Consider the following 20,035-nt stretch of genomic DNA (forward strand, 5'->3'; position numbering starts at 1 on the left):
CTCGCGGCGCGCGGGTCGCCGGCCTCGGCGACCTCGCGGGCCCGGCGGCCGGCCTCGGCCAGGTCGCCGCGCCGCTCCAGCGACGAGCCGAGCCGCAGCGCCGCGCGCCGGTGGCCGCGGGCCGCGGCCTGCCGGAACCAGCCCTCGGCCGCCGTGGCGTCGCGCCTGGCCAGCAGGCAGGCGTACCGGTAGGCGGCCTCGCGGTGGCCGCGCTCGGCGGCGGCACGGAACCACGTGTCGGCGTCCGGCACGCCCCGGTGGTCGAGGAGGTCGGCCAGGGCGTACGCGCCTGAGGCGTGCCCGGACTCGGCCGCCTGCCGCAGCCAGTACTCGGCGGCCGCCTCGTCGCCGCGCTCGCGGTGGTGCCGGCCGAGCGCGTGGGCGGCGGGCGCGGAACCGGCGACGGCGGCCGTGCGCCACCACTCGGCCGCCTCGTCGACGCGCCCCGACTGGTACAGCAGGACCCCCAGATTGTTGGCCGCGGACCGCTCCCCATCCGCCGCCGCGATGCGCAGCGGCGTCTCGGCGTGGTCCAGATCGCCCAGGCGCAACAGCCGCGCGCCCTCGCGCGCAGCCGCACGACTGCTCTCGAACCTCGCGTTGTCCCCCATAAGGTCCATAGTCGCACCACCTGAAACCTGCGTACACCTGGTATACCGCAGCCAGTGAAGTCACTTCAGCGGTTTATCGACTTCCCGACATGGAAACCCCCAAACGCCTTCGCGGGCAGGGAGTTGTCCTGGGACGTCACGCAGTATGCCGTTCGACACTGTCAGAGCAGGTCACCAAGCACCAGCGGCAACCGCCGAACTTATGCGCAAGGTTGACGAGGTGACGGGTGTGAACTGTGGCCGCGCTGGACGGCATTGGTGAAGGCCGAGGTGGGAGACGACACGAGGGGCCGGGAGACGTCACCGTCTCCCGGCCCCTCATCAGTTGTCGCCCGTCACTCGGACGGCTCCTCCGCCGGCTGGCCCCCTTCGAGCTCCTCGATTCGGCCGAAGGCCTCCTCGAGCCGCTCCTGGGCCTCGGCGTAGGCGCCCCAGTCGCCCGCCTCGAAGGCTTCCTGACTGTCCTGCCACGCCTGGGTGGCCTCGTCGATGGCCTCCTCCAACGTGGCGTCGGCGGGCGGCGGCTCCTCGCCCTCGTCCGGCAGTGGCTCCTCACCCTCGCCCTCGCCCGGTTCCTCCTGGGGCGGTGGCTCCTCGCCGGACTCGGTCACGCCGAACACCTGGTCCAGCGCCTCGCCCAGGGTGTCCTCGAACGCGGTCTCCTCGCCGTAGGTGACCAGGACCCGCCGCAGCAGCGGGTACTCGGTGCTGGCGCCCTGCACGTAGACCGGCTCGACGTAGAGCAGCCCGCCCTCCAGCGGCACCGTCAGCAGGTTGCCGTACTCCACCTCGGAGTCGCCGCGTTGGAGGATGTTGATCTCGTTGGCGATGTCCGGATCGGAGTTGAACCTGGACTGCACCTGTTGTGGGCCCCAGACCGTCGTGTTGGACGGCAGGGTGAGCACCCGCATGGTGCCGTAGTCGTCGGATCTCGCGTCCGCCTCGACGGCCATGTAGGCCGACAACGTCTCTCTGCCCTGTGGCGTGAACGTCGTGGTCAGCGAGAAGACCTGGCTGTCCTGGTCGGGCATCCGCATGCTCAGGTAGTACGGCGGCACCGACTGGCCCTGCTGGGTCGGGTCGTCCGGCACCTGCCAGCGCTCGGAACCGCTGTAGAACTGGTCGGCGCTGTCCACGTGGTAGCGCTGGAGCAGGTCGCGCTGGACCTTGAACAGGTCCTGCGGGTACCTGAGGTGGCCGAGCAGGTCGTCGCTGATCTCGTCCCGGTCGTGCACGGTGTCGGGGAACGCGCTGCGCCAGGTCTGGAGGACCGGGTCCTGCTCGTCCCACTCGTAGAGCTCCACCTCGCCCGAGTAGGCGTCGACGGTGGCCTTCACCGAGTTCCGGATGTAGTTGACCTGGTTCTCCTGGGCGATCACGTCGCCCTGGGTCTCGGTCAGCGAGGTCTCGGTGACGTCACCGAGGGTGGTGCGCGACGAGTACGGATAGCCGTTGGACGTGGTGTACGCGTCCACGATCCACAGCACCCGGCCGTCCACCACCGCCGGATACGGGTCGCCGTCGATGGTGAGCCAGGGGGCCACCGCCTCCACCCGCTCCTTGGGGGTGCGGTTGTAGAGGATCCGCGATCCGTCGCCGATGGCGCCGGAGTAGAGGATCTGCGGCTCGCCCATGGTCAGCGCGTAGGCGGCGCGGACGAAGTAGTTGTCGAGGCCGACGCCGGCGTCGCCTGTGTAGCTGTACTCGACCTCGCCGTCCTCGCCGGCGTAGTCGATCTCCTGCTGCGGGCCGCCGACGATGGAGTACTGGGTGGTGTACTCGCCGAAGTAGATCCGCGGCTCGTACTCGCCGAGGTCGCTCAGCTCGCCGGTGGGCGGCAGGTCGCGCTCGGTGAAGTCCGGCTGGCCGTTGCCCGGCACGTTGGTGCCGCTGGCGGAGACCACGCCGAAGCCGTGGGTGTAGCGGAAGTGTTCGTTGATCCAGTTCCGCTCGGGGATCATGTTGACGTTCATCTCGCGCAGGCCGATCACGGTGTCCTGCTCGGCGCCGTCCTGGCCGATCGGGTACCGGTCGACGTCCAGCGTGCCGGGGAACTGGTAGTAGCCACGGACCTGCTGGATCTGCTGGAACGTCGGCGAGACCACGCTCGGGTCGAGCAGCCGGATGCTGGCCGTGGCGGTCACCGCGTTGCGCAGGGTCTCGGGATCCGCGTCGCTCACGCCCGAGTAGTCCTCGATCCTGGCGTCCGCGATGTCGTACGCGTCCTTCGTGGCGTCCATGTGCTTCGCGATGTACGGGGTCTCGCGGGCCTGCTCGTTCGGCCGGACCTGGAACTGCTGGACCAGCGCCGGGTAGACGCCGCCGATCAGCACCGCGGACAGCACCATCAGGCCGAGCCCGATCACCGGCAGCTGCCAGCCGCGCCGCCACACGGCGGCGAAGAACAGCACCGCGCAGATGGCCGCGATGATCGTCAGAATCGTTTTGGCCGGCAGGTAGGCGTTGGCGTCCACGTACCGCAGGCCCGTCCAGCCCTCGGCGTTGCGGAGGTCGCCGCCCTTGAGCGCGAGCCCGTAGCGGTCGAGCCAGTACGCGACGGCCTTGAGCGCCACGAAGAGGCCCAGCAGCACCGACAGGTGCCCGGTGGCCGCCTGGGTGATCCGGCTGCCAGGCGTGGTCAGCCGCACGCCGCCGTAGAGGTAGTGGGTCAACGCGGCCGCGATCAGCGAGAGCACGATCACCGCGAACGCGAAGCCCAGGACAAATCGATAGAAGGGATAGTCAAAGGCGTAGAACGAGACATCCCGGTGGAACTGGGGATCTTCGACGCCGAACGACTTCCCGTTCACCCACTGCAGCCAGGTGCGCCACTGGCCGGAGGCCGAACCGCCGGCGATCAGACCGATCACCAGCGAAATGCCGATCAGCACCCACCTCTTGAAGGGGGCGATACCCATTCGATAACGATCGAGATTCTGCTGTTCCATCGACATGGCGCTCAGCGGCGGCCGAAGCCGGTGCGCCAGCCAGATGTTGAAGCCGACGACGAGCGCCATCACGAGGCCGAAGGCGACGAACATCAGGACCCTGGTCAGCAGCTCCGTGCGATACACGCTGGTGTATCCCACGGAGTCATACCAGAGCCAGTTCGTCCAGAATCCGGCGAACATGGCGAAGAGAATGGCCAGTCCGGCCAGAATCGCCGCCGTGATCAACAGGCTCCTGGCGCCTCTGGAAGGACGTCCGACGCTGAACCGCGGGCCGCCGGGGCCTCTCGGACCCCGGGGCCCGTTCGGACCGTTGGGACCACGGCCCGAGCCCCGGTCCGGCATCTGGAAAGCCAAGGTGCGCACCTCAAAGAATCGCTGCGGTCGTTGTCGGGCCGAACAACCCCCCATCGGACATCGTGCGGCCCACTCGGACTAACTTACTCAAGCTTTACTCGGTTCCCGATTTCGGGGTATGAGACGGCACGATAGGGCCCATGGACAACACGACCCCCGACGTACCCAGGGCCGCAGCGCCGGCCGCCGATCCGCTCACCAGGGCGGTGCTCGAAATCGACGACTATGTCGCGGGGCTTGGCTGGGACCGCCCGGCGCTGCTGTTCGCGCTGGTCGACACGGAACGACTGCGGGCCGAGGAGCCGGCGCTCGCCGAACAGCTCGACCTCGGCGGCGACAGCCCCCTGACCCCCGTGGAACAGGACGAGTTGCCGCCAGGGGTGCCGCTCGACGAGTTCCTCGCCACCATCGCCTGGCCCGAGCAGGTGGCCGGCTGCGCGCTCGCGGTCGAGCGGCTGATGCTGCCGCCGTCGGCCGAGGAGGCGCTGCCCGAGGGGCTCTCGGACGCCGCGCTCGCCGACTGGGTCGCCGCACACCCGGACCGGCAGGAGGTCAGGATGACCGTGGCCGTGCTGCGGGACGGGCGGCGCGAGTCCGCGCTGCGGATGCGTGAGAAGGACTCGGCGCAGGACGTGCTCACCGGCCCCGACCTCGTGCCGGGCCTGGCCGCGGCGCTGGCCGCCACCTTCGAGGTGTAGGGCCTGGCCCGCCCCTCAGGCCGTTCTGCTCGGTGGTCAGTCCGCCGGGCAGAGCGGGAGGTCGTCGGTGCGGTCCGCCCTGATGTCCTCGAGCGCGGCCAGCGCGTCGTCGATCGTGGCGACGCTCACCAGCGTCAGCCCGTCGGGCCGGTTGTCGGCGGCGGCCGCGCAGTTGTTCTCCGGGGTGAGGAAGTACTCGGCGCCGGCCTCCCTGGCCGCGATGACCTTCATCGAGACGCCGCCGATCTGCCCGACCCGGCCCTGGTCGTCGATGGTGCCGGTGCCGGCCACGAAGGCGCCGCCCGTCAGGTCGTCGGGGGTGAGCCGGTCGATGAGGCCGAGCGCGAACATCAGCCCGGCGCTCGGGCCGCCGACGTCCGCCAGCTTGATGTCGATCGTGAACGGGAAGGTGTGGGTGACGCCGGCCTGGATGCCGACGATCGCCCGCTGGTCGTCGTCGGCCGAGGCGGTGGTGATGGTGACGTCCTCGGTCTCGGACGGCAGCTCCTCGCCCGCCTCCTGGGCCTCCTGGGCCCGGTCGGCCGGCACGATCGTGAAGACCACGTCCTCGCCCGCCTGGTGCTCGGTGACCAGCTCGGCGACCTGCCCCGGCTCGGTGATCTTGGTGCCGTCCACCGCCACGATCGCGTCCCCGGCGTGCAGCCGCCCCTCGGAGGGGCTGTCCTTGACCACCGCGGCGACGATGGTCTGCGCCGGGATGTCGTAGCCGATGGCCTCCAGCGCCGCCACCTTGGCGCTCTCCTGGGACGCCGAGAACTCCTCCGCGTTCTGCTGCTCGACCTGGTCGGCCGAGACGTGCTGCGGGTAGAGCGTGCGGTATGGCACCACCGCCGCGTCCGCCGCCAGCCAGCCGGCGGTCGCCTCCAGCAGGTTCATCCGGTAGTCGACGCCGGTGACGCGGACGGTCGTCATGTTGAGGTTGCCCGAGGTCTCGTACGTCTCGTGGCCCTCGATGTTGAGCACCGGCTCGCCGTCGTGGTCCCCGAGCGTGTTGACCGTGGGACCGGGCGACATCTCCGCGTAGGGCACGTTGATGAGGACCCCGGCGCAGAGCAGCCCTATCAGCAGCAGGATCGACGTCAGCAGCGTCGCGGTGCGGCGTGGCATGCCTTGACAGTACGTGACGGCTCTGTCAGCCGTCCGCCGGGGCCCGCTCCATGGCGGCCCGGAACGCCTCGTAGCCGCGCACCCCCGCCTTGTCCCGCACGCCCCGGTGGTTGACCGTGCGACGGGTGGCCCACGTGCTCCAGAGCCCGGCCACCAGCGCGCCTGCGACGGGAATCAGCAGCCACACGAGAACCGCCATGACCTACCTCCCACCTCCGGCGGACGTACCACCAACGCTCGGTCGTGGGAACGAGTTACGCAACCGGAGTAGTGAGCTTGATCATTTCTTGAAATCCGGCAGGACCTGACCTACGCGCAGGCCCCCACCCACTCCTGGGTGCCGTCCGCGAAGGACTGGTGCTTCCAGATCGGGACCTCCCGCTTGAGGTCGTCGATCAGCCGGCGCGCGGCGTCGAACGCCTCGCCGCGGTGCGGGCAGGCGACGGCCACGATCACCGCGAGGTCTCCGACGTCGAGGTCGCCGACCCGGTGCACCGCGGCCAGCGCCTCCACCGGGAAGTCCGCGACGATCTTCTCGGCGACCCGACGCAGCTCGGCCTCCGCGCTGGGGTGCGCCGAGTAGGCCAGTGCGGTGACCGCCGGCCCCTTGGCGGCCCCGTCGTGGTCCCGGACCGTGCCGACGAACAACGCGGTGCCGCCGGCCCGGTCGTGGCCCACCGCGGCGAAGACCTCGTCCACGGAGAGCGGGGTGTCACGGATCGCGAGCAGCTGGATCTGCTCGGTGCGCTGCGGGTGCGTCGTGGGACCAGTCATGGACACATGCTGCCCCATCGCACACCCGCTCAACGACGCCGGCTGCGCCTGGCCCGCCTGACCAGGGCCGCCGTGCCCACCAGGGCCACCGTGGCGCCCGCGGCGCCCAGCGTCGTGGCGGCGTCCTTCCTGCCGAGCCGCCGGCCGGCCACCGTGTGCCGGCCGGCGACCTCGTTGAGCAGCTCGGCGAGCACCTCCTCGTTGCTCCAGCCGGGCCGCCAGCCCGCCTCGTGCAGCTTGCTTCCGCCGACCACCCACGGGTGCATGGTGTAGGCGAGGTCGCCCGCCGGGGACGGGGTGAGGCCGAGCCGGTGCAGCCTGGCGGCCGCGCCGAGCGCCACCGAGGGCGGCAGCTCCATGCGGCGGATGCCGGTCAGCTGCTCGACCTCCTCCTGCTCGAGCCAGCCGTCGCAGCCCACCGCGAGCTCGCCTTCCACCTTGTCGAGGACCGCGAACTCCAGGGCGCTGACCAGGTCGTCGACGTGGCAGAACTGCCAGCGGGGCCGGGAGCCGGCGACCACGAGCAGCCGGGGCGACTCGAAGTAGCGGGTGAGGGCGGTGTCCGTGCCGCCGACCAGGACGGCCGGGCGCAGCACCGTGACGTTGAGCCCGGGGTGGGCGCGCGGCGCGCGGCGCGCCAGGCGCTCGATCTCCAGCAGGTCGCCGACGCAGGTGGCGTCGGCCGTGGCGCGCAGTTCGGCGTCCTCGGCCAGCGGCACGTCGTTGTCGGGCAGCGCGCCGTAGACCATGGCCGAGGTGCACAGGATGACGCGCCGCACGCCGGCCGCCGCGGCGGCGGTGAGCACGGTCTGGGCGCCGCGCACGTTGTAGGCGGTGCGGGCGTCCGGGTCGGACTCCAGGTCGAGGTCGAGGGCGAGGTGCACCACCACGTCCACCGGGCCCGAGGTGGTCTCCCGGTCGCGGTCGCGGGCGCCGTCGTGGCGCAGCGAGCCGCGGGCGGCGCCCGAGGTGCGCAGCAGCTCGGCGATGGCCGGGTCGCGGACGTCCAGAGTGTGCCACTCGGCGCCTCTGGCCTCGCCGATGCGCTCGTCGAGGGCGAGCACCCGCTTGACCTCGTCCGCGGCCAGCAGCCGCTCCGTGAGGAGGGCGCCGACCCCGCTTGCGGCTCCGGTGACGGCGACGGTCAGCGGGGCCGCTGAGCCGTTTCGCGCTGCGCGAACGGCTGGCTCCGGGGAACTCACAGGACTTCTCCAGTGGTTGTTTCAGGTACGACGTGCGCACGCCCATCCTGCCTGAGAGGTGTCTAGGCTGGAGGCAGAGACCAGCGATCGGGCAGCCACGTTGGTTCCGTCCGACACACAGAGCCGAGGATTCCCGTGAGTGACTTTCCCTTCGGATTCGGCCTCCCCGAGGAGCCGGATGATGGTGAATCCGGCAAGAAGCGTGGCAACGAGGGGCCGGGTGGTCGTGGGCAGGGGCCCGCTGACAACCCGCTCGCCGCGCTGTTCGGCTCGATGGGCGCCGGCGGCCAGATGAACCCGCAGGATCTGGGGGCGGCGTTCCAGCAGCTCGGCCAGATGCTGTCGTACGAGGGCGGCCCGGTGAACTGGGAGCTGGCCAGGTCCGTGGCCCGGCAGACGGTGGCGCAGGGCGCGCAGGACGGCTCGAAGGACGAGAGCGTGTCGTCGCCGGAGCGCGCCAGGGTCGAGGAGGCCGTCAGGCTGGCCGATCTCTGGCTCGACGGGGTCACCTCGCTGCCGTCCGGCTCCGGCTCGACGGTGGCCTGGAGCCGCGCCGAGTGGGTGGAGGCCACGCTGCCGGTCTGGCGGGAGCTGGTGGACCCGGTGGCCGAGCGGGTCGGCGCGGCCATGGGCGACGTGATGCCCGAGGAGATGCAGGCGATGGCCGGGCCGCTGCTCGGCATGATGCGCTCGATGGGCGGGGCCATGTTCGGCACCCAGATCGGGCAGGCCGTGGGCGTGCTGGCCGGCGAGGTGGTGGGCTCGACGGACATCGGGCTGCCGCTCGGCCCGGCCGGCAAGGCCGCGCTGCTCCCGCAGAACGTGGCGGCGTTCGGCGCCGGCCTCGGGGTGCCGCAGGAGGAGGTCAGGCTGTATCTGGCGCTGCGCGAGGCGGCCCACCAGCGGCTCTTCGCGCATGTGCCGTGGCTGCGGTCGCACCTGTTCGGCGCGGTGGACGGCTATGCGCGGGGCATCCAGGTGGACACCGGCAAGCTGGAGGACCTGGTCGGCCAGCTCGACCCGTCGCGTCCCGAGGAGATGCAGGAGAAGCTTCAGCAGGGGCTCTTCCAGCCGGAAGACACGCCGCAGCAGAAGGCGGCGCTGGCCCGTCTCGAGACGGCGCTGGCGCTGGTGGAGGGCTGGGTGGACGCGGTGGTGTTCGCGGCCGCCGAGCCGCACCTGCCGTCGGCCGCCGCCCTGCGGGAGACGCTGCGGCGGCGCCGGGCCACCGGCGGGCCGGCCGAGCAGACGTTCGCCACGCTGATCGGGCTCGAACTGCGGCCGCGCCGGCTGCGGGACGCGGCCCGGCTGTGGGCCTCGCTCACGGACGCCCGCGGCGCCCAGGGGCGGGACGCGCTGTGGGCGCACCCCGACATGCTGCCCACCGCCGCCGACCTGGACGACCCGGACGGCTTCGTGCACCGCGAGCAGCTCGACTTCTCCGAGCTCGACCGGATGCTCGGCGACGCGGCGGGCGAGGGCGGCGGCCCGCGCCTGGAGAAGGGCGACGAGAGCCGGGGCAAGGACGACGAGAGCAAGGGCGACAAGGGCAAGGACGACGACGGCAAGGGCGAGGGCGGCCGGAGCGAGTGAGCCTGCACGAGGACGCCACCCGCGTGCTGCGCGGGTGGTCGGCGCCCGACGCGGCGCAGGAGGAGCTTCGGGCGGACTACGGCCGGCATCTGGTGGCCCACTCCGACGGGATGTGGCGGGCCTGCGCGGCCGGCCACCTCACGGCGAGCGCGCTGGTGATCGACCCGGCCGAGGGCCGGGTGCTGCTCACCCTGCACCCCAAGATCGGCGCCTGGCTGCAGACCGGCGGCCACTGCGAGCCGACGGACTCCACGCTGGCCGGGGCCGCGCTGCGCGAGGCCACGGAGGAGTCGGGCATCGAGGGGCTTCGGCTGCTGCCGGAGCCCGCCGGCCTGGACCGGCACCGCACGCCGTGCGCCGTCCACCTGGACGTGCAGTACGCGGCGGTGGCGCCGGCCGGCGCCCGGGCGGTGATCAGCGAGGAGTCGCTCGACCTGCGCTGGTTCCCGTACGCCGAGGTGCCGGCGGTGGCCGACCCGTCGGTCGTCCGGCTGATGGAGCGGGCCCGCGCGCTGCTGTGACGGGCGGGCGGGCGGCGCCGGCCCGGGGGCGTCGGTGCGCTACCGCGGACCCCAGGCGCCGCCCTGGTGCAGCCCAGGGGTGCCGCCCTGGTTGAACTGGCCGCCGACCTGCTCGCCGAACGAGGTGTGCGCGGGCGGCAGCAACTCGCTCGGCTGCACCACCACGTGGCCGTCGCCCATGAAGCTGAGCTCCCAGCTCTCGCCGGTGTTGCCCCGGCGCCGCCAGACCGACCGGTTGCTGGTCTGGGCCTGCATCTGCACCCGCAGCGAGGAGGACCAGGCCACCACCGCGTCGGCGTCGGCGCTGACGTAGCGGTCGGGGGAGACCCGCATCACCAGCGGGGAGCCCGAGGTGGTGATGGCGACCTTGCCCTGGCCGCCGATGACCAGGTTGTACGCGCCGGCGCCGGCGATGCCGTACTGGCTCTCGACGGCGACGACCTCCCAGTGGAGGTGGGCGTCGAGCGCGAGCACATAGGAGCTGTCGACGGTCAGCCCCTCGTGGTCGACGTCCAACACGTGCACGTGCTGGGCGAGGTTGGCCAGGTAGACGGCGCCCTGGCCGAAGCAGCGCATCAGCGGCAGCGCCTCGCCGGTGGCCCACTGGCTGTGCTGCTGGTGGAGGGACTGGTGCTCGCCGTCGAACTCGACCATGCCCTCGAAGGCGACCATGCTGCCGGTCCTGGCGAGCACGTCGCCGCCCCGGGAGAGGTTGACCCGGACCAGGTGGGCGCCCTGCGGGGCGAAGCGCTCCTCGGTCTGGTTGACGGTGTGGTTGAAGATCGGGCTCTGCATGACGCCGGTGTCCCCCTGTGTTCCTGGCTCGTCCTGTGTCCTCGGCTGCCGGCGGCTACTGGCCGAGCCGCTCGGTGCTGTCCTCGCTGGGCTGGACCACCACGAACCCCTGCCCCGAGAAGGCCAGTTGGTAGGCCTCGCCGCTGCCCCTGCCGAGCAGCGAACTGGCCTTGAAGCTGCGCTTGCCGCTGACCTCCAGGCCGGTGGACCAGGCGACCAGGGCGTCGGGGTCGACGAAGGTCTCGCCTGCCTGGGCGCAGTCGACGACCACCGGCGTGCCCCGACTGGTGACGGCCACCCAACCGGTGCCCGATATCCCGATGTTGAAGAGGCCCTGTCCGGCGAACTTGGCGATGCCCCTGACCCGTTGCACGCCCCACTCCAGGTGGGCGTCGAAGGCGAGGACGTTGGTGGCGTTGACGGACAGGTTGTCGTTCTGGAGGGGGAGGCAGACCACGTTGGCGCCGTAGTCGGCCAGATAGAGCAGGCCGTCGCCGAAGCACTTCATCAGCGGGACGCTCTCGCCGGAGAGCCGGCCCGCGATGGCCTGGCCGAGGGCCGCCGGGTTGGACTCGTACTGGATGAAGCCCTCGTAGGCGATCATCGAACCCGTCCTGGCGAACAGGTCGTTGCCGGACTGCATGGCGATCCGGGCGATGGTCGGCCCGTGGTTCCCCATCCGGGCGGCGGGGGCGGTCGGGGCGTATCCCGCGATCATGCGCTGGTCCATCACGGGCTCCCGTCAGATCTCGTAGGGCTGGACGATGGCGAAGTTCCCCGGGGCGCCGCGGAACTGGAGTTGGGTGGTCTCGCCCGAGTGCCCCGGGTAGGCGTGGCGACGGAGCCGGACCTGGTTGGCCACCAGCACCTGCGCGCCGGCCGACCAGGCGACGATCGCGTTGGCGTCGGCGAAGGTCATCGGTGTGACGGGGAGCACCAGGGGCTCGCCGTGGGTGGTGATGACGACGGTGCCGTGGCCCTGGAACTGGAGCGCGAACAGCGAGCCGCCGGGGATGCCGTGGCCGTCGATCCTGCGCACCTCGGGTTCCAGGGTCTCGTCGAAGGCCAGCACGTGTTGCGAGGCGACGACGATGGCGTCGCCCTGGAGCTCCACGGGGTGCAGCCGGACGGCCTCCTCGGCCAGATAGACCTGGCCGTTGCCGGTGCAGCGCATCAGCGAGGGCATGCCCTCGCCGGTGGCCCACCGGGTCATCCGGCCCATGAGCCCCTGGCTCTTGTAACCGAAGTCGACGTCGCCGTGGTAAAGGACCATGCTGCCCTGCCTGGCCAACACGGGCTGCCCGCCGCCGTGCGTCAGGTCGACGCGGATCAGCTGCGGGTTCTGCTGGCTCCAGCGACGGCCGTCGCTGACCCCGCGGAAGGCTTCGAGCACCCCGGTCAACGACCCCGCGGCGCCGACACCGCCCGGCGCGAACTGCGCTGGCGCGCCCGCGCCTGGCGGCGCGGCGTATCCGCCACCGGGCACGGCCCCCGGCAGCGCCGGGAACCCCCCGCCCAACTGGCCGGGATGACCAGCGAAGGGCGGCGCCGGCGGCGGGGCGAAACCACTCAACCCTGGCGCCTGCGGCGCCGAACCGAACGGCGGTGCCGCGGCCGGCGGTTGCCCCGCCACACCGCCCTGCGGGCCGGCGAAGGCCGGGGGCGCACCCGCGCCAGCGGGCTGCGCCCCCGGCGGCGGGGCGAACCCGCCGCCAGGCGGAACCGGCGGTGGGGCGAACCCGCCGCCCTGCCCAGGCGCCGGAGGCGCCTGGGATCCGGCTCCGGCCGCCGGGACCGCGAAGGCCGGCGGTGCGCCGGCCGGCGCCGGCGGAGTCGCGGCCGGCTCTTCCTCCTCGACCTCGCCGCCGAAGTGCGCCAGCAGCGCGGCGAGGCCGCCGTCGAAGCCCTGGCCGACGGCGGCGAAGCGCCAGCCGTCCTTGCGGTAGAAGTCCCCCAGCATCACGGCCCGCTCGGTGCTGAACTCCGAGCCGTCGAAGGCGTACCTGACGACCTCCTCGCCGCCCGCCACGATCCGCAGACAGCCGGGCGCGACCTGCGCCATCGTGCCGTCGCCGTCGATCGTCGCGGTGAAGGTGAGCCGGTGGATCGACTCCGGCACCCGGTCGAGCGTGATCCGGAACGACTCGGTGTCACCGGCCTGCGCGCCCAGGAGTTGCAGCGACTCCTCGGGCGACTTCGGCTGGTTGTAGAAGATGAAGTAGCTGTCGTCCGAGAGCTGTTCGCTCGCGTCGAGGCCGAAGCAACTGATGTCGAAGACCAGTCCTGGCCCGGATATCTGCACGCCCACGTACAGGTCCCTGCCGAGCGTCAGGTCACTGAGCCTGGCCTTCTGGCCACGCTTGAAGTGCGCCACCATGCGGAACGACCATCCCCCCATCCGAACACCACGAACCTTCGGCGTCGCCAGCGTAACCGCTGCCGCCGACAACGGTGCGTCGTGTCCGGGGAAAGATCAGGACCGCAGCCAGGGGATGTACGGCAGGCGCTCCGCGGCGACCACGCCCTCCAGGAACCCGCGGGCCCGCTCGGTGCGTGGGTAGTGGTCGAGCAACTGCCAGAAGTCCGCGCCGTGGCCAGGCACCAGCAGGTGGGCCAGCTCGTGCAGCAGGACGTAGTCGACGACGTACTCGGGCATGCCCTGGAGTCGGTGCGAGAGCCTGATGCTGCCGAGGGCCGGCGTGCAGGAGCCCCAACGGGAGTTCTGGTTGGTGACCCAGCGCACGCTGTCGGGCCGGGCGTGGCCCTGGAGGTAGCGCTCGGAGAGCTCGGCCGCGCGGCGCGCCAGCTCGTCGTCGTCGATGATCCGACGATCCTCCTGGGCCGCGAGCTTGTCCAGCATCACGGAGACCCAGCGACGTTCCTCGTCGACGGTCATCCGCGCGGGGATCAGCACGATGGTGCGGTCGCCCTCGCGATAGGCGGAGACCGTGCGGCGCCGGCGCGAGCTGCGGCGCACCTCGACCCGGTCGTGGGCGTGGTCGGGCTGGGGGCGTTCGCGCGCGGGCCGGTGGGTGTCCAGCGCCATCCTGCCCGCCGAGGGGATGCGCTGCGGCGGGCCGGCGGTGTTCAGCGGTTCGCCGGGCACACCTCGACGTTACCCGGTACGAACCGGATATGTCCCGCCTGTCGAAGCCGGTCGGAGCGGTGGCCGGGTCAACCGTCCACAGGAACGCCCCATTTATAGGACTATCTCTGCTTCCTGTGGAAAACATCACACCTGCGACCTCTGTCCGGTCGCATCATGACGCCATGCATCCCATGATCAAGCCCGCACTCCGCCGCAGCTGGCGCGACAAGCACACCGTGCGCTACGGAGTCACCCCCTCGCACTCGGTGCTCTTCGGCCCGCTGGACACGGCCACGGAGATGTTCCTGACCCTGCTGGACGGCACCCGGGGGCTGCCCACCCTGCGGGAGTCCGCCGCCTCGCTCGGCCTCGGCCGGGCGGCGGCCGACCGGCTGGCCAGGCAGCTGGCGGCGGCCGGCGTGCTCGACGACGCGACGGCCCAGCGTGAGGCGGCGGCGGAGGTCACCGACGCGCTGCGGCCGGATCTGGCCTCGCTCTCGCTGCTGGATCCGGAGCCCGGCGGTGGGCTGCGGCGGCTGCTCGACAGGCGGCGGGCCTGGGTGCAGGTCAGGGGCGCGGGGCGGGTCGGGTTCGCGGTCGCCCTGGCGCTGGCACAGGCCGGGGTGGGGCGCGTTGAGGTGGTGGACGGCGGCCGGGTGGAGTCGGTGGATCTCGCGGCGGGCGGGCTGCGCGCGGAGCACGTCGGGCAGCGGAGATCGGTGGCGGCGCGCGGCCTGCTGCGGGCGGCGACCCCGTGGCGTCGGGCCAGGTGCGCGCCCTCCGGGGCGGCGGGGCGCCCGGGTGAGCCGGCGGGCGCGCGGCTGGTGATCTTCGCCCCCCGTGACGGTCTCGCCGCCTACGCACCCGATCCGGCGGCGGCCGAGGAGCTGGTCGCGGCCGGCACCCCCCACCTCTACACGGGAGTGCTCGAGGCCACCGGCTTCGTGGGGCCGCTGGTGCTGCCAGGCGCCACGGGCTGCGCCGGGTGTCTGCTGCGCGGCCGGGCCCGCACCGAGCCCGGCTGGCCGCTGCTCGTGGGCCAGTGGCGCAACGCCCGCTCGGCCGGCGTGCCCGCCTGCGACGGGCCGCTGGCCACGGCGGTGGCCGGTCTCGCGGCCTGTGCGGCGCTCGGCTTCCTCGACGGCACGGCGCCGCGCGGCCCGGCCGCCCGCACGGAGGTGGTGCTGCCGGGCCCGACACTGACCGACCATCCCGTCGAGCCGCACGCGGAGTGTCCCTGTCCCGCCGCACAGCCGGCCCGTGCGCCGTGACCAGGGGCCACAATGGCTGGGTAGCCACGATCGCTGGGTAAAAGGGCGACGACCGCCTGGTTCCGGGCGTGACATAGGGGAGTTGGAGGGGACGCCATGTCTGACCTACCCCGTAAGGCGGTGACCAGGACCGCGAAGCTCGCCGCCCTGCCACTGACGTTCGCCGGCCGGGCGACCTGGGGGCTCGGGAAACGGATCGGCGGGCGGTCCGCCGAGTTGGTGGGCAGCGAGCTCCAACAGCGCACGGCCGAGCAGCTGTTCAGTGTGCTCGGCGAGCTCAAGGGCGGCGCGATGAAGCTCGGCCAGGCCCTCTCGGTCTTCGAGTCGGCGCTGCCCGAGGCGGTGGCCGGGCCCTATCGGGCCGCGCTGACCAAGCTGCAGGACGCGGCCCCGCCGATGCCGACCGCCTCGGTGCGGGCGGTGCTCGCGGAGCGGCTCGGCCCCGACTGGCGGGAGCTGTTCACCGAGTTCGACGAGCGGCCGGCGGCGGCCGCCTCGATCGGGCAGGTGCACCGGGCCGTCTGGCACGACGGCCGCGAGGTGGCCGTCAAGATCCAGTACCCGGGCGCGGGCGAGGCGCTGCTCTCCGACCTCACCCAGCTGGGCAGGTTCGCCCGGCTGCTTGGGCCGCTGATCCCCGGCATGGATCTCAAGCCGCTGATCGAGGAGTTGCGGGAGCGGGTCGCCGAGGAGCTCGACTACTCCCTGGAGGCGGCGGCGCAGCGGGCCTACGCCGAGGAGTTCCAGGGCGATCCCGGGGTGCTGGTGCCCGGCGTGGTGTGCCAGCGGGACCAGGTGCTGGTCAGCGAGTGGCTCTCGGGGATCCCGCTGTCCCGGGTGATCGGCGAAGGCGGTCAGGAGGAGCGGGACCGGGCCGGGCAGCTGCTGGCGCGCTTCCTCTTCTCCGGCACGGCGCGCACCGGGCTGCTGCACGCCGACGCCCACCCGGGCAACTTCCGGCTGGTGCCCGGCCCCGAGGGCGAGCCGGTGTCCTCGTGGCGGCTCGGCGTCATGGACTTCGGCGCGGTGAACCGGCTGCCCGGCGGGCTGCCGCCGGTGATCGGCGAGGCGCTGCGGATGTCCCTCGACGGGCAGGCCGACGAGGTGTACGCGCGGCTGGTGGCGGAGGGCTTCGTGAAGCCGTCCATCGAGCTGGATCCGGGCGCGGTCCTCGACTACGTGCTGCCGATCATCGAGCCGGCGCGGGTGGCGGAGTTCGCGTTCAGCCGGGAGTGGCTGCGGGAGCAGGCGGCCAGGATCGCCGATCCGCGGTCGGCGGCCCACCAGTTGGGGCGCCGGCTGAACCTGCCGCCCTCCTACCTGCTGATCCACCGGGTCACGCTGAGCACGATCGGCGTGCTGTGCCAGCTGGGGGCACGGGTGCGGATGCGGGACGAGCTGGCCGCCGGGCTGCCGGGCTTCCAGCCGCCCGCGGAGCGGCCGGTGGAGAACGCGGAGCGGCCGGCCTGACCCGAGTTCGTCTCGGGGCAGGCCGGCCGCTCGGTCGGGTTGGTGTGGGTCCTAGCTCATTACCGCCTGGGCCAGCGCCCGGCGGGCGCGCCGTGAGGCGCGCTCCGCGCGGCGCTGGAGGCGGAGCGACCTGCGCTCCAGCCGGTTGGCGAGAGCCAACCGGTCGGCGGCGCGTTGGGACTCGGCTTCGCGGGCTCGTTCCGCCATATGGGAGCGGGCGAGCGCTTCTGGGATGAGATGCAACTTCCTGGTCCTGTTCAGCTTCTGGCGCGGCGAGCGGGCCGGCGCCGGTTCTTCGGTGGGGAGGTTCGGGTGGGGATCACGTCGTGGGCCGTACGCTGCCGGCCGGCCGATGGTGCCTTGGACGCTCATGCCGTGACCGGGTTCTTGCGGGGGCGACCACGGGGCCGCTTGCGGGGCACCACGACGCCCTGGACGAACAGCTCGCCACCCCACACCCCCCAGGGCTCACGGCGGTCCTTGGCGCCGGCCAGGCAGGCCTCGCGCAGCGGGCAGGTCCCGCACAGCGACTTGGCGTACTCCACGTCCTCCGGGGTCTCGGCGAAGAACACCTCGGGGTCGTAGGAGCGGCAGGGGACGCTGTCGTCGAGTCGCTCGATGGCCTCGTCGAGCTCGTTCAGCGTGTACAGCGGGGTCACAGAGGTCTCCGGATCGGGTGGTGAGGTGAGATCAGGTCGGGCGGCGTACGGCGCGAGTGGCACGGTTGATTCCTCGTCGTCGTGGTCGGTCTCCGGCTCGTGGCCGGAACTGGCAGGCAAAACAGAAGGGCCGCGGATCCCGGTGTGGGTTCCGCGGCCCTGGTAGGTGCCGACCTGATCTCGCCGATCAGGCTGGATCACTCCAGGGATCGAGCCCGCGGAGGGCCCACATCGTGTGGAACTGGGTCTTCTGCTGTCCGAAGAGCTGGTTGCCGGCGCCGGCCGCATTGGCGGTGACATAGGCACCCATGTGTGCCTTCACCGCTACCGCTGCGGGCGCCAGGATCGGTCGCTCGCTGGCGGCGGCCTCGCGAATCGCGGCAGAGACTGCCGGACGCACGGCGGCGCGAGCGGACAGACCGGTGCCCGACAGCCGGACATCGCCATCAGCCAGGAGAAGGCCGACGAACTCGCGGTCGATCAGTTTGGTGGTGATGCTGGCCACGGGACTCGCCTCCTTCCGGCGTCTCGACGGGCAGTCTCTGCTGCTCACAACGGGCACTTCGGTACAGCTCAGTACAGCATGGCTCCGGGAGAAGCGGAAGACTCCTCCGGCGCCGTGTGCAGCACGCTATGCGCACCACTCCGGCGCGCGCAAACTATTTTTCCGGGGATTCCTCGGAAGTCTCCGCCTCGGCCTCCGGCAGCGGCTGACCGGCGCACATGGCCAGCACGTCGGGGCCGAACTGGCGCAGCTTGTGCGGCCCCACCCCGGAGATCTTGCCCAACTCGCGCTCGGAGCCCGGCACGTTCTCCGCGATCGCCATCAGCGTGACGTCGGTGAACACCGCGTACGGCGGGCGACCCAGATCCCGGGCCCGCTCCAGGCGCCACTCCCGCAGCCGCTCGAACAGCTCCTCGTCCATGGTGGAGGGGCAGTCCACGCAGCGCCGGAGCTTGATTTCGGCCGCCTCCGTCAGGGTTCGCCCGCACACCCGGCACAGGACGGGCCCCCGCGCTCGGCGCCCGCGCGCGCCGGAGCCGCGCTCCACGCCCCCGCCGCCACCGGCGCCCGCCCTCGCGGAGGCGCTCGAGCCGGGCCGCAGCCCGTCGAGGAAGCGGCTCGGCCGGCGGGAGGCCCGGCCGCCGGGCGAGCGGGACAGCGCCCAGGACATCGTCAGGTCTCGCCGGGCCCTGGTGACCCCCACGTAGAGGAGGCGGCGCTCCTCCTCCACCTGCTCGGGCGTCTTGGCGTGGGTGATCGGCAGCATCCCGTCCGTCAGGCCGACGAGGAACACCGCGTCCCATTCGAGGCCCTTGGCGGTGTGCAGCGAGGCCAGCGTGACGCCCTCCACGGTCGGGGCGTGCTGGGCCGCGGCGCGCTCGTCGAGCTCGGCCACGAAGTCCCGCAGGGTGGCGCCCGGCCTGGCGCGGGCGAACTCCTCGGCGAGCCGCACCAGGGAACTCAGCGAATCCCACCGCTGGCGGACGGCGCCCGAGCCGGCCGGCGGCGTGGGCGTCCACCCGGTGGTGGCCAGCACGGCGCCCACCTGTGCGCCGAGCCCCTCATCGGCCGCCTCGGTCAGCGCCGGGTCGTTGCCCGCGGCCCGGGAGGCGCCGCGCAGGGCGAGCCCCGCCTGCCGGATCTCGGGCCGCTCGAAGAACCGCTCGGCGCCCCTGAGCTGGTAAGGCACCCCGGCGTCGGAGAGCGCCTGCTCGTAGATCTCGGACTGGGCGTTGATCCGGAAGAGCACGGCGATCTCGCTGGCCGGCACCCCGCCGCCGCCCTCCTCGACCGGGGCGAGCAGCTGCCTGATCCGCTTGGCGGTGGCCTCGGCCTCGGCCGGCTCGTCCGGGTGCTCGGCGAAGACCGGCTCAGGCCCGGCCGGCCGCTGCGAGACCAGCTCCAGGCGGTTCTCGGCGGCCCGCCCCTTCGCCTGGGCCAGCAGCCCGTTGGCCAGGTGGACCACCTGCGGCGTGGAGCGGTAGTCCCGGACGAGCTTGACGACGGTGGCCTCCGGGTGGCTGAGCCGGAAGTTCAGCAGGTGCTCGGGGGTGGCGCCGGTGAAGGAGTAGATCGTCTGGCTGGCGTCCCCCACGACGCACAGGTTGTCCCGCTCCCCCAGCCACAGCTGGAGCAGCCGCTGCTGGAGCGGGCTGACGTCCTGGTACTCGTCGACCACGAAGTGCTGGTACTGGCGGCGCACCGTCTCCGCGATGTCGTGCCGGTCGGTGAGGATGCCGACCGTCAGCAGCAGCACGTCCTCGAAGTCGATGACGCCGCGGTCTCGCTTGAGCCGCTCGTAGCTGCCGTAGATCCGGCTGATCTGGGCCGGGTCGGCGGACACCTCGCGGCCGGCCTTGGCGAGCACCGCCGGGTACTCCTCGGGGATGGTCTGGGTGAGCTTGGCCCACTCGATCTCGCCGGTGACCTCGCGGAGCTCGGCCCGCTCAAGACGGACCCGGTTCCTGGCGGCGGCCTCCGCGACCAGCTGGATCTTCCGCTCCTCCACCCGCGGCGGCTCCCCGCCCACCGCCTTGGGCCAGAAGTACTGGAGCTGCCGCAGCGCCGCCGAGTGGAAGGTCCTGGCCTGCACCCCGCCCGCGCCCAGCTGGCGCAGCCGGCCGCGCATCTCGCCCGCCGCCCGCTGGGTGAAGGTGACGGCGAGCACCGTGGCCGGCTGGTAGACGCCGGCCAGTACCCCGTAGGCGATGCGGTGGGTGATCGCCCGCGTCTTCCCGGTGCCGGCACCGGCCAGCACGCACACCGGCCCGTGCAGCGTGGTGGCCACCTCCCGCTGCTCCGGATCGAGCCCGTCGAGCACGGCGTCGGGCGAGCCTGGCGCGGCGGGGAAGGATCCGGAGGGGAGGGGCGAGGCGTGCGGTGCTGATGTCACCCCGCCATGCTGCCAGGTCCCCG

The 20,035-nt window shown here is 72.5% G+C and carries 19 protein-coding genes; 5 read left to right on the plus strand and 14 right to left on the minus strand.

Features of this window, described 5'->3' with window-relative positions; all coding sequences use genetic code 11:
• Window positions 1-611 (minus strand): SEL1-like repeat protein (locus ACYVPE_RS31375; RefSeq protein ID WP_461037157.1); only part of this gene is annotated, 611 nt, incomplete at its 3' end.
• 335 nt (window positions 612-946) lie between these two features.
• Complete coding sequence (locus ACYVPE_RS31380) at window positions 947-3,904, minus strand: UPF0182 family membrane protein (protein WP_461037177.1); 2,958 nt, start codon at window positions 3,902-3,904, stop codon at window positions 947-949.
• 152 nt (window positions 3,905-4,056) lie between these two features.
• On the opposite strand from ACYVPE_RS31380, the gene ACYVPE_RS31385 reads away from it, so the two are divergent.
• Window positions 4,057-4,614 (plus strand): PPA1309 family protein, encoded by a 558-nt coding sequence (locus ACYVPE_RS31385; RefSeq protein ID WP_461037158.1) that lies wholly within the window; start codon window positions 4,057-4,059, stop codon window positions 4,612-4,614.
• A 36-nt stretch (window positions 4,615-4,650) separates the two neighbouring features.
• Here the strand turns inward: ACYVPE_RS31385 and ACYVPE_RS31390 are convergent, their stop codons facing one another.
• From ACYVPE_RS31390 to ACYVPE_RS31405, 4 genes are all read right to left on the minus strand, one after another.
• Window positions 4,651-5,742: a YlbL family protein gene (locus ACYVPE_RS31390; RefSeq protein WP_461037159.1), complete on the minus strand. Its 1,092-nt coding sequence runs from the start codon at window positions 5,740-5,742 to the stop codon at window positions 4,651-4,653.
• Window positions 5,743-5,767: 25 nt separating this feature from the next.
• Entirely contained in the window at window positions 5,768-5,941 is a 174-nt protein-coding gene (locus ACYVPE_RS31395; protein WP_461037160.1) for a hypothetical protein, read from the minus strand.
• 110 nt (window positions 5,942-6,051) lie between these two features.
• On the minus strand, window positions 6,052-6,516 hold the full coding sequence (locus ACYVPE_RS31400) for a molybdenum cofactor biosynthesis protein MoaE (protein WP_461037161.1): 465 nt from the start codon (window positions 6,514-6,516) through the stop codon (window positions 6,052-6,054).
• Window positions 6,517-6,545: 29 nt separating this feature from the next.
• Window positions 6,546-7,718: an NAD-dependent epimerase/dehydratase family protein gene (locus ACYVPE_RS31405; RefSeq protein WP_461037162.1), complete on the minus strand. Its 1,173-nt coding sequence runs from the start codon at window positions 7,716-7,718 to the stop codon at window positions 6,546-6,548.
• A gap of 135 nt (window positions 7,719-7,853) precedes the next feature.
• Here ACYVPE_RS31405 and ACYVPE_RS31410 point away from each other — a divergent pair, with 135 nt between their 5' ends.
• Window positions 7,854-9,311, plus strand: coding sequence for a zinc-dependent metalloprotease (locus tag ACYVPE_RS31410; protein WP_461037163.1), 1,458 nt, complete (start codon window positions 7,854-7,856; stop codon window positions 9,309-9,311).
• Window positions 9,308-9,832 carry an NUDIX hydrolase gene (locus ACYVPE_RS31415; protein ID WP_461037164.1) on the plus strand — a complete coding sequence of 175 codons (525 nt, stop codon included), beginning with the start codon at window positions 9,308-9,310 and terminating at the stop codon, window positions 9,830-9,832. The genes ACYVPE_RS31410 and ACYVPE_RS31415 overlap by 4 nt, the downstream gene beginning before the upstream one ends.
• 39 nt (window positions 9,833-9,871) lie before the next feature.
• Here ACYVPE_RS31415 and ACYVPE_RS31420 read toward each other — a convergent pair whose 3' ends face one another.
• The 4 genes from ACYVPE_RS31420 to ACYVPE_RS31435 form a co-directional block, all read right to left on the minus strand.
• Complete coding sequence (locus ACYVPE_RS31420; RefSeq protein ID WP_461037165.1) at window positions 9,872-10,627, minus strand: AIM24 family protein; 756 nt, start codon at window positions 10,625-10,627, stop codon at window positions 9,872-9,874.
• A 55-nt stretch (window positions 10,628-10,682) separates the two neighbouring features.
• Window positions 10,683-11,357 carry an AIM24 family protein gene (locus tag ACYVPE_RS31425; RefSeq protein WP_461037166.1) on the minus strand — a complete coding sequence of 225 codons (675 nt, stop codon included), beginning with the start codon at window positions 11,355-11,357 and terminating at the stop codon, window positions 10,683-10,685.
• A 12-nt stretch (window positions 11,358-11,369) separates the two neighbouring features.
• Entirely contained in the window at window positions 11,370-13,004 is a 1,635-nt protein-coding gene (locus ACYVPE_RS31430) for a TerD family protein (RefSeq protein ID WP_461037178.1), read from the minus strand.
• Between the two features lie 96 nt (window positions 13,005-13,100).
• Window positions 13,101-13,673, minus strand: a complete 573-nt coding sequence (locus ACYVPE_RS31435; protein ID WP_461037179.1) for a M48 metallopeptidase family protein — start codon at window positions 13,671-13,673, stop codon at window positions 13,101-13,103.
• 224 nt (window positions 13,674-13,897) lie between these two features.
• On the opposite strand from ACYVPE_RS31435, the gene ACYVPE_RS31440 reads away from it, so the two are divergent.
• Both ACYVPE_RS31440 and ACYVPE_RS31445 read left to right on the plus strand, forming a co-directional pair.
• A complete protein-coding gene (locus tag ACYVPE_RS31440) occupies window positions 13,898-14,986 on the plus strand; it encodes a ThiF family adenylyltransferase (RefSeq protein WP_461037167.1) in 1,089 nt (362 codons plus the stop codon).
• Window positions 14,987-15,082: 96 nt separating this feature from the next.
• The gene (locus tag ACYVPE_RS31445) at window positions 15,083-16,456 is read left to right on the plus strand and encodes an ABC1 kinase family protein (RefSeq protein WP_461037168.1); all 1,374 of its coding nucleotides are present in this window, start codon (window positions 15,083-15,085) and stop codon (window positions 16,454-16,456) included.
• A 51-nt stretch (window positions 16,457-16,507) separates the two neighbouring features.
• On the opposite strand, the gene ACYVPE_RS31450 is transcribed toward ACYVPE_RS31445, so the two are convergent.
• From ACYVPE_RS31450 to ACYVPE_RS31465, 4 genes are all read right to left on the minus strand, one after another.
• Entirely contained in the window at window positions 16,508-16,828 is a 321-nt protein-coding gene (locus ACYVPE_RS31450; protein ID WP_461037169.1) for a hypothetical protein, read from the minus strand.
• Window positions 16,825-17,178: a WhiB family transcriptional regulator gene (locus ACYVPE_RS31455; RefSeq protein ID WP_132821483.1), complete on the minus strand. Its 354-nt coding sequence runs from the start codon at window positions 17,176-17,178 to the stop codon at window positions 16,825-16,827. The genes ACYVPE_RS31450 and ACYVPE_RS31455 overlap by 4 nt, the downstream gene beginning before the upstream one ends.
• A gap of 124 nt (window positions 17,179-17,302) precedes the next feature.
• A complete protein-coding gene (locus tag ACYVPE_RS31460; protein WP_461037170.1) occupies window positions 17,303-17,620 on the minus strand; it encodes a hypothetical protein in 318 nt (105 codons plus the stop codon).
• 154 nt (window positions 17,621-17,774) lie between these two features.
• Window positions 17,775-20,012 (minus strand): ATP-dependent DNA helicase UvrD2, encoded by a 2,238-nt coding sequence (locus ACYVPE_RS31465; protein WP_461037171.1) that lies wholly within the window; start codon window positions 20,010-20,012, stop codon window positions 17,775-17,777.
• Window positions 20,013-20,035: the final 23 nt, after the last annotated feature.

The sequence above is a fragment of the Streptomyces mayteni genome (assembly GCF_054783955.1).

Bases quoted from the DNA above. Each gene is read 5' to 3' on its own strand.
- ACYVPE_RS31380 (WP_461037177.1), bottom strand. From the start codon at position 3,904: ATGCCGGACCGGGGCTCGGGCCGTGGTCCCAACGGTCCGAACGGGCCC.
- ACYVPE_RS31385 (WP_461037158.1), top strand. From the start codon at position 4,057: ATGGACAACACGACCCCCGACGTACCCAGGGCCGCAGCGCCGGCCGCC.
- ACYVPE_RS31390 (WP_461037159.1), bottom strand. From the start codon at position 5,742: ATGCCACGCCGCACCGCGACGCTGCTGACGTCGATCCTGCTGCTGATA.
- ACYVPE_RS31395 (WP_461037160.1), bottom strand. From the start codon at position 5,941: ATGGCGGTTCTCGTGTGGCTGCTGATTCCCGTCGCAGGCGCGCTGGTG.
- ACYVPE_RS31400 (WP_461037161.1), bottom strand. From the start codon at position 6,516: ATGACTGGTCCCACGACGCACCCGCAGCGCACCGAGCAGATCCAGCTG.
- ACYVPE_RS31420 (WP_461037165.1), bottom strand. From the start codon at position 10,627: ATGCAGAGCCCGATCTTCAACCACACCGTCAACCAGACCGAGGAGCGC.
- ACYVPE_RS31425 (WP_461037166.1), bottom strand. From the start codon at position 11,357: ATGGACCAGCGCATGATCGCGGGATACGCCCCGACCGCCCCCGCCGCC.
- ACYVPE_RS31430 (WP_461037178.1), bottom strand. From the start codon at position 13,004: ATGGTGGCGCACTTCAAGCGTGGCCAGAAGGCCAGGCTCAGTGACCTG.
- ACYVPE_RS31435 (WP_461037179.1), bottom strand. From the start codon at position 13,673: ATGGCGCTGGACACCCACCGGCCCGCGCGCGAACGCCCCCAGCCCGAC.
- ACYVPE_RS31440 (WP_461037167.1), top strand. From the start codon at position 13,898: ATGCATCCCATGATCAAGCCCGCACTCCGCCGCAGCTGGCGCGACAAG.
- ACYVPE_RS31445 (WP_461037168.1), top strand. From the start codon at position 15,083: ATGTCTGACCTACCCCGTAAGGCGGTGACCAGGACCGCGAAGCTCGCC.
- ACYVPE_RS31450 (WP_461037169.1), bottom strand. From the start codon at position 16,828: ATGAGCGTCCAAGGCACCATCGGCCGGCCGGCAGCGTACGGCCCACGA.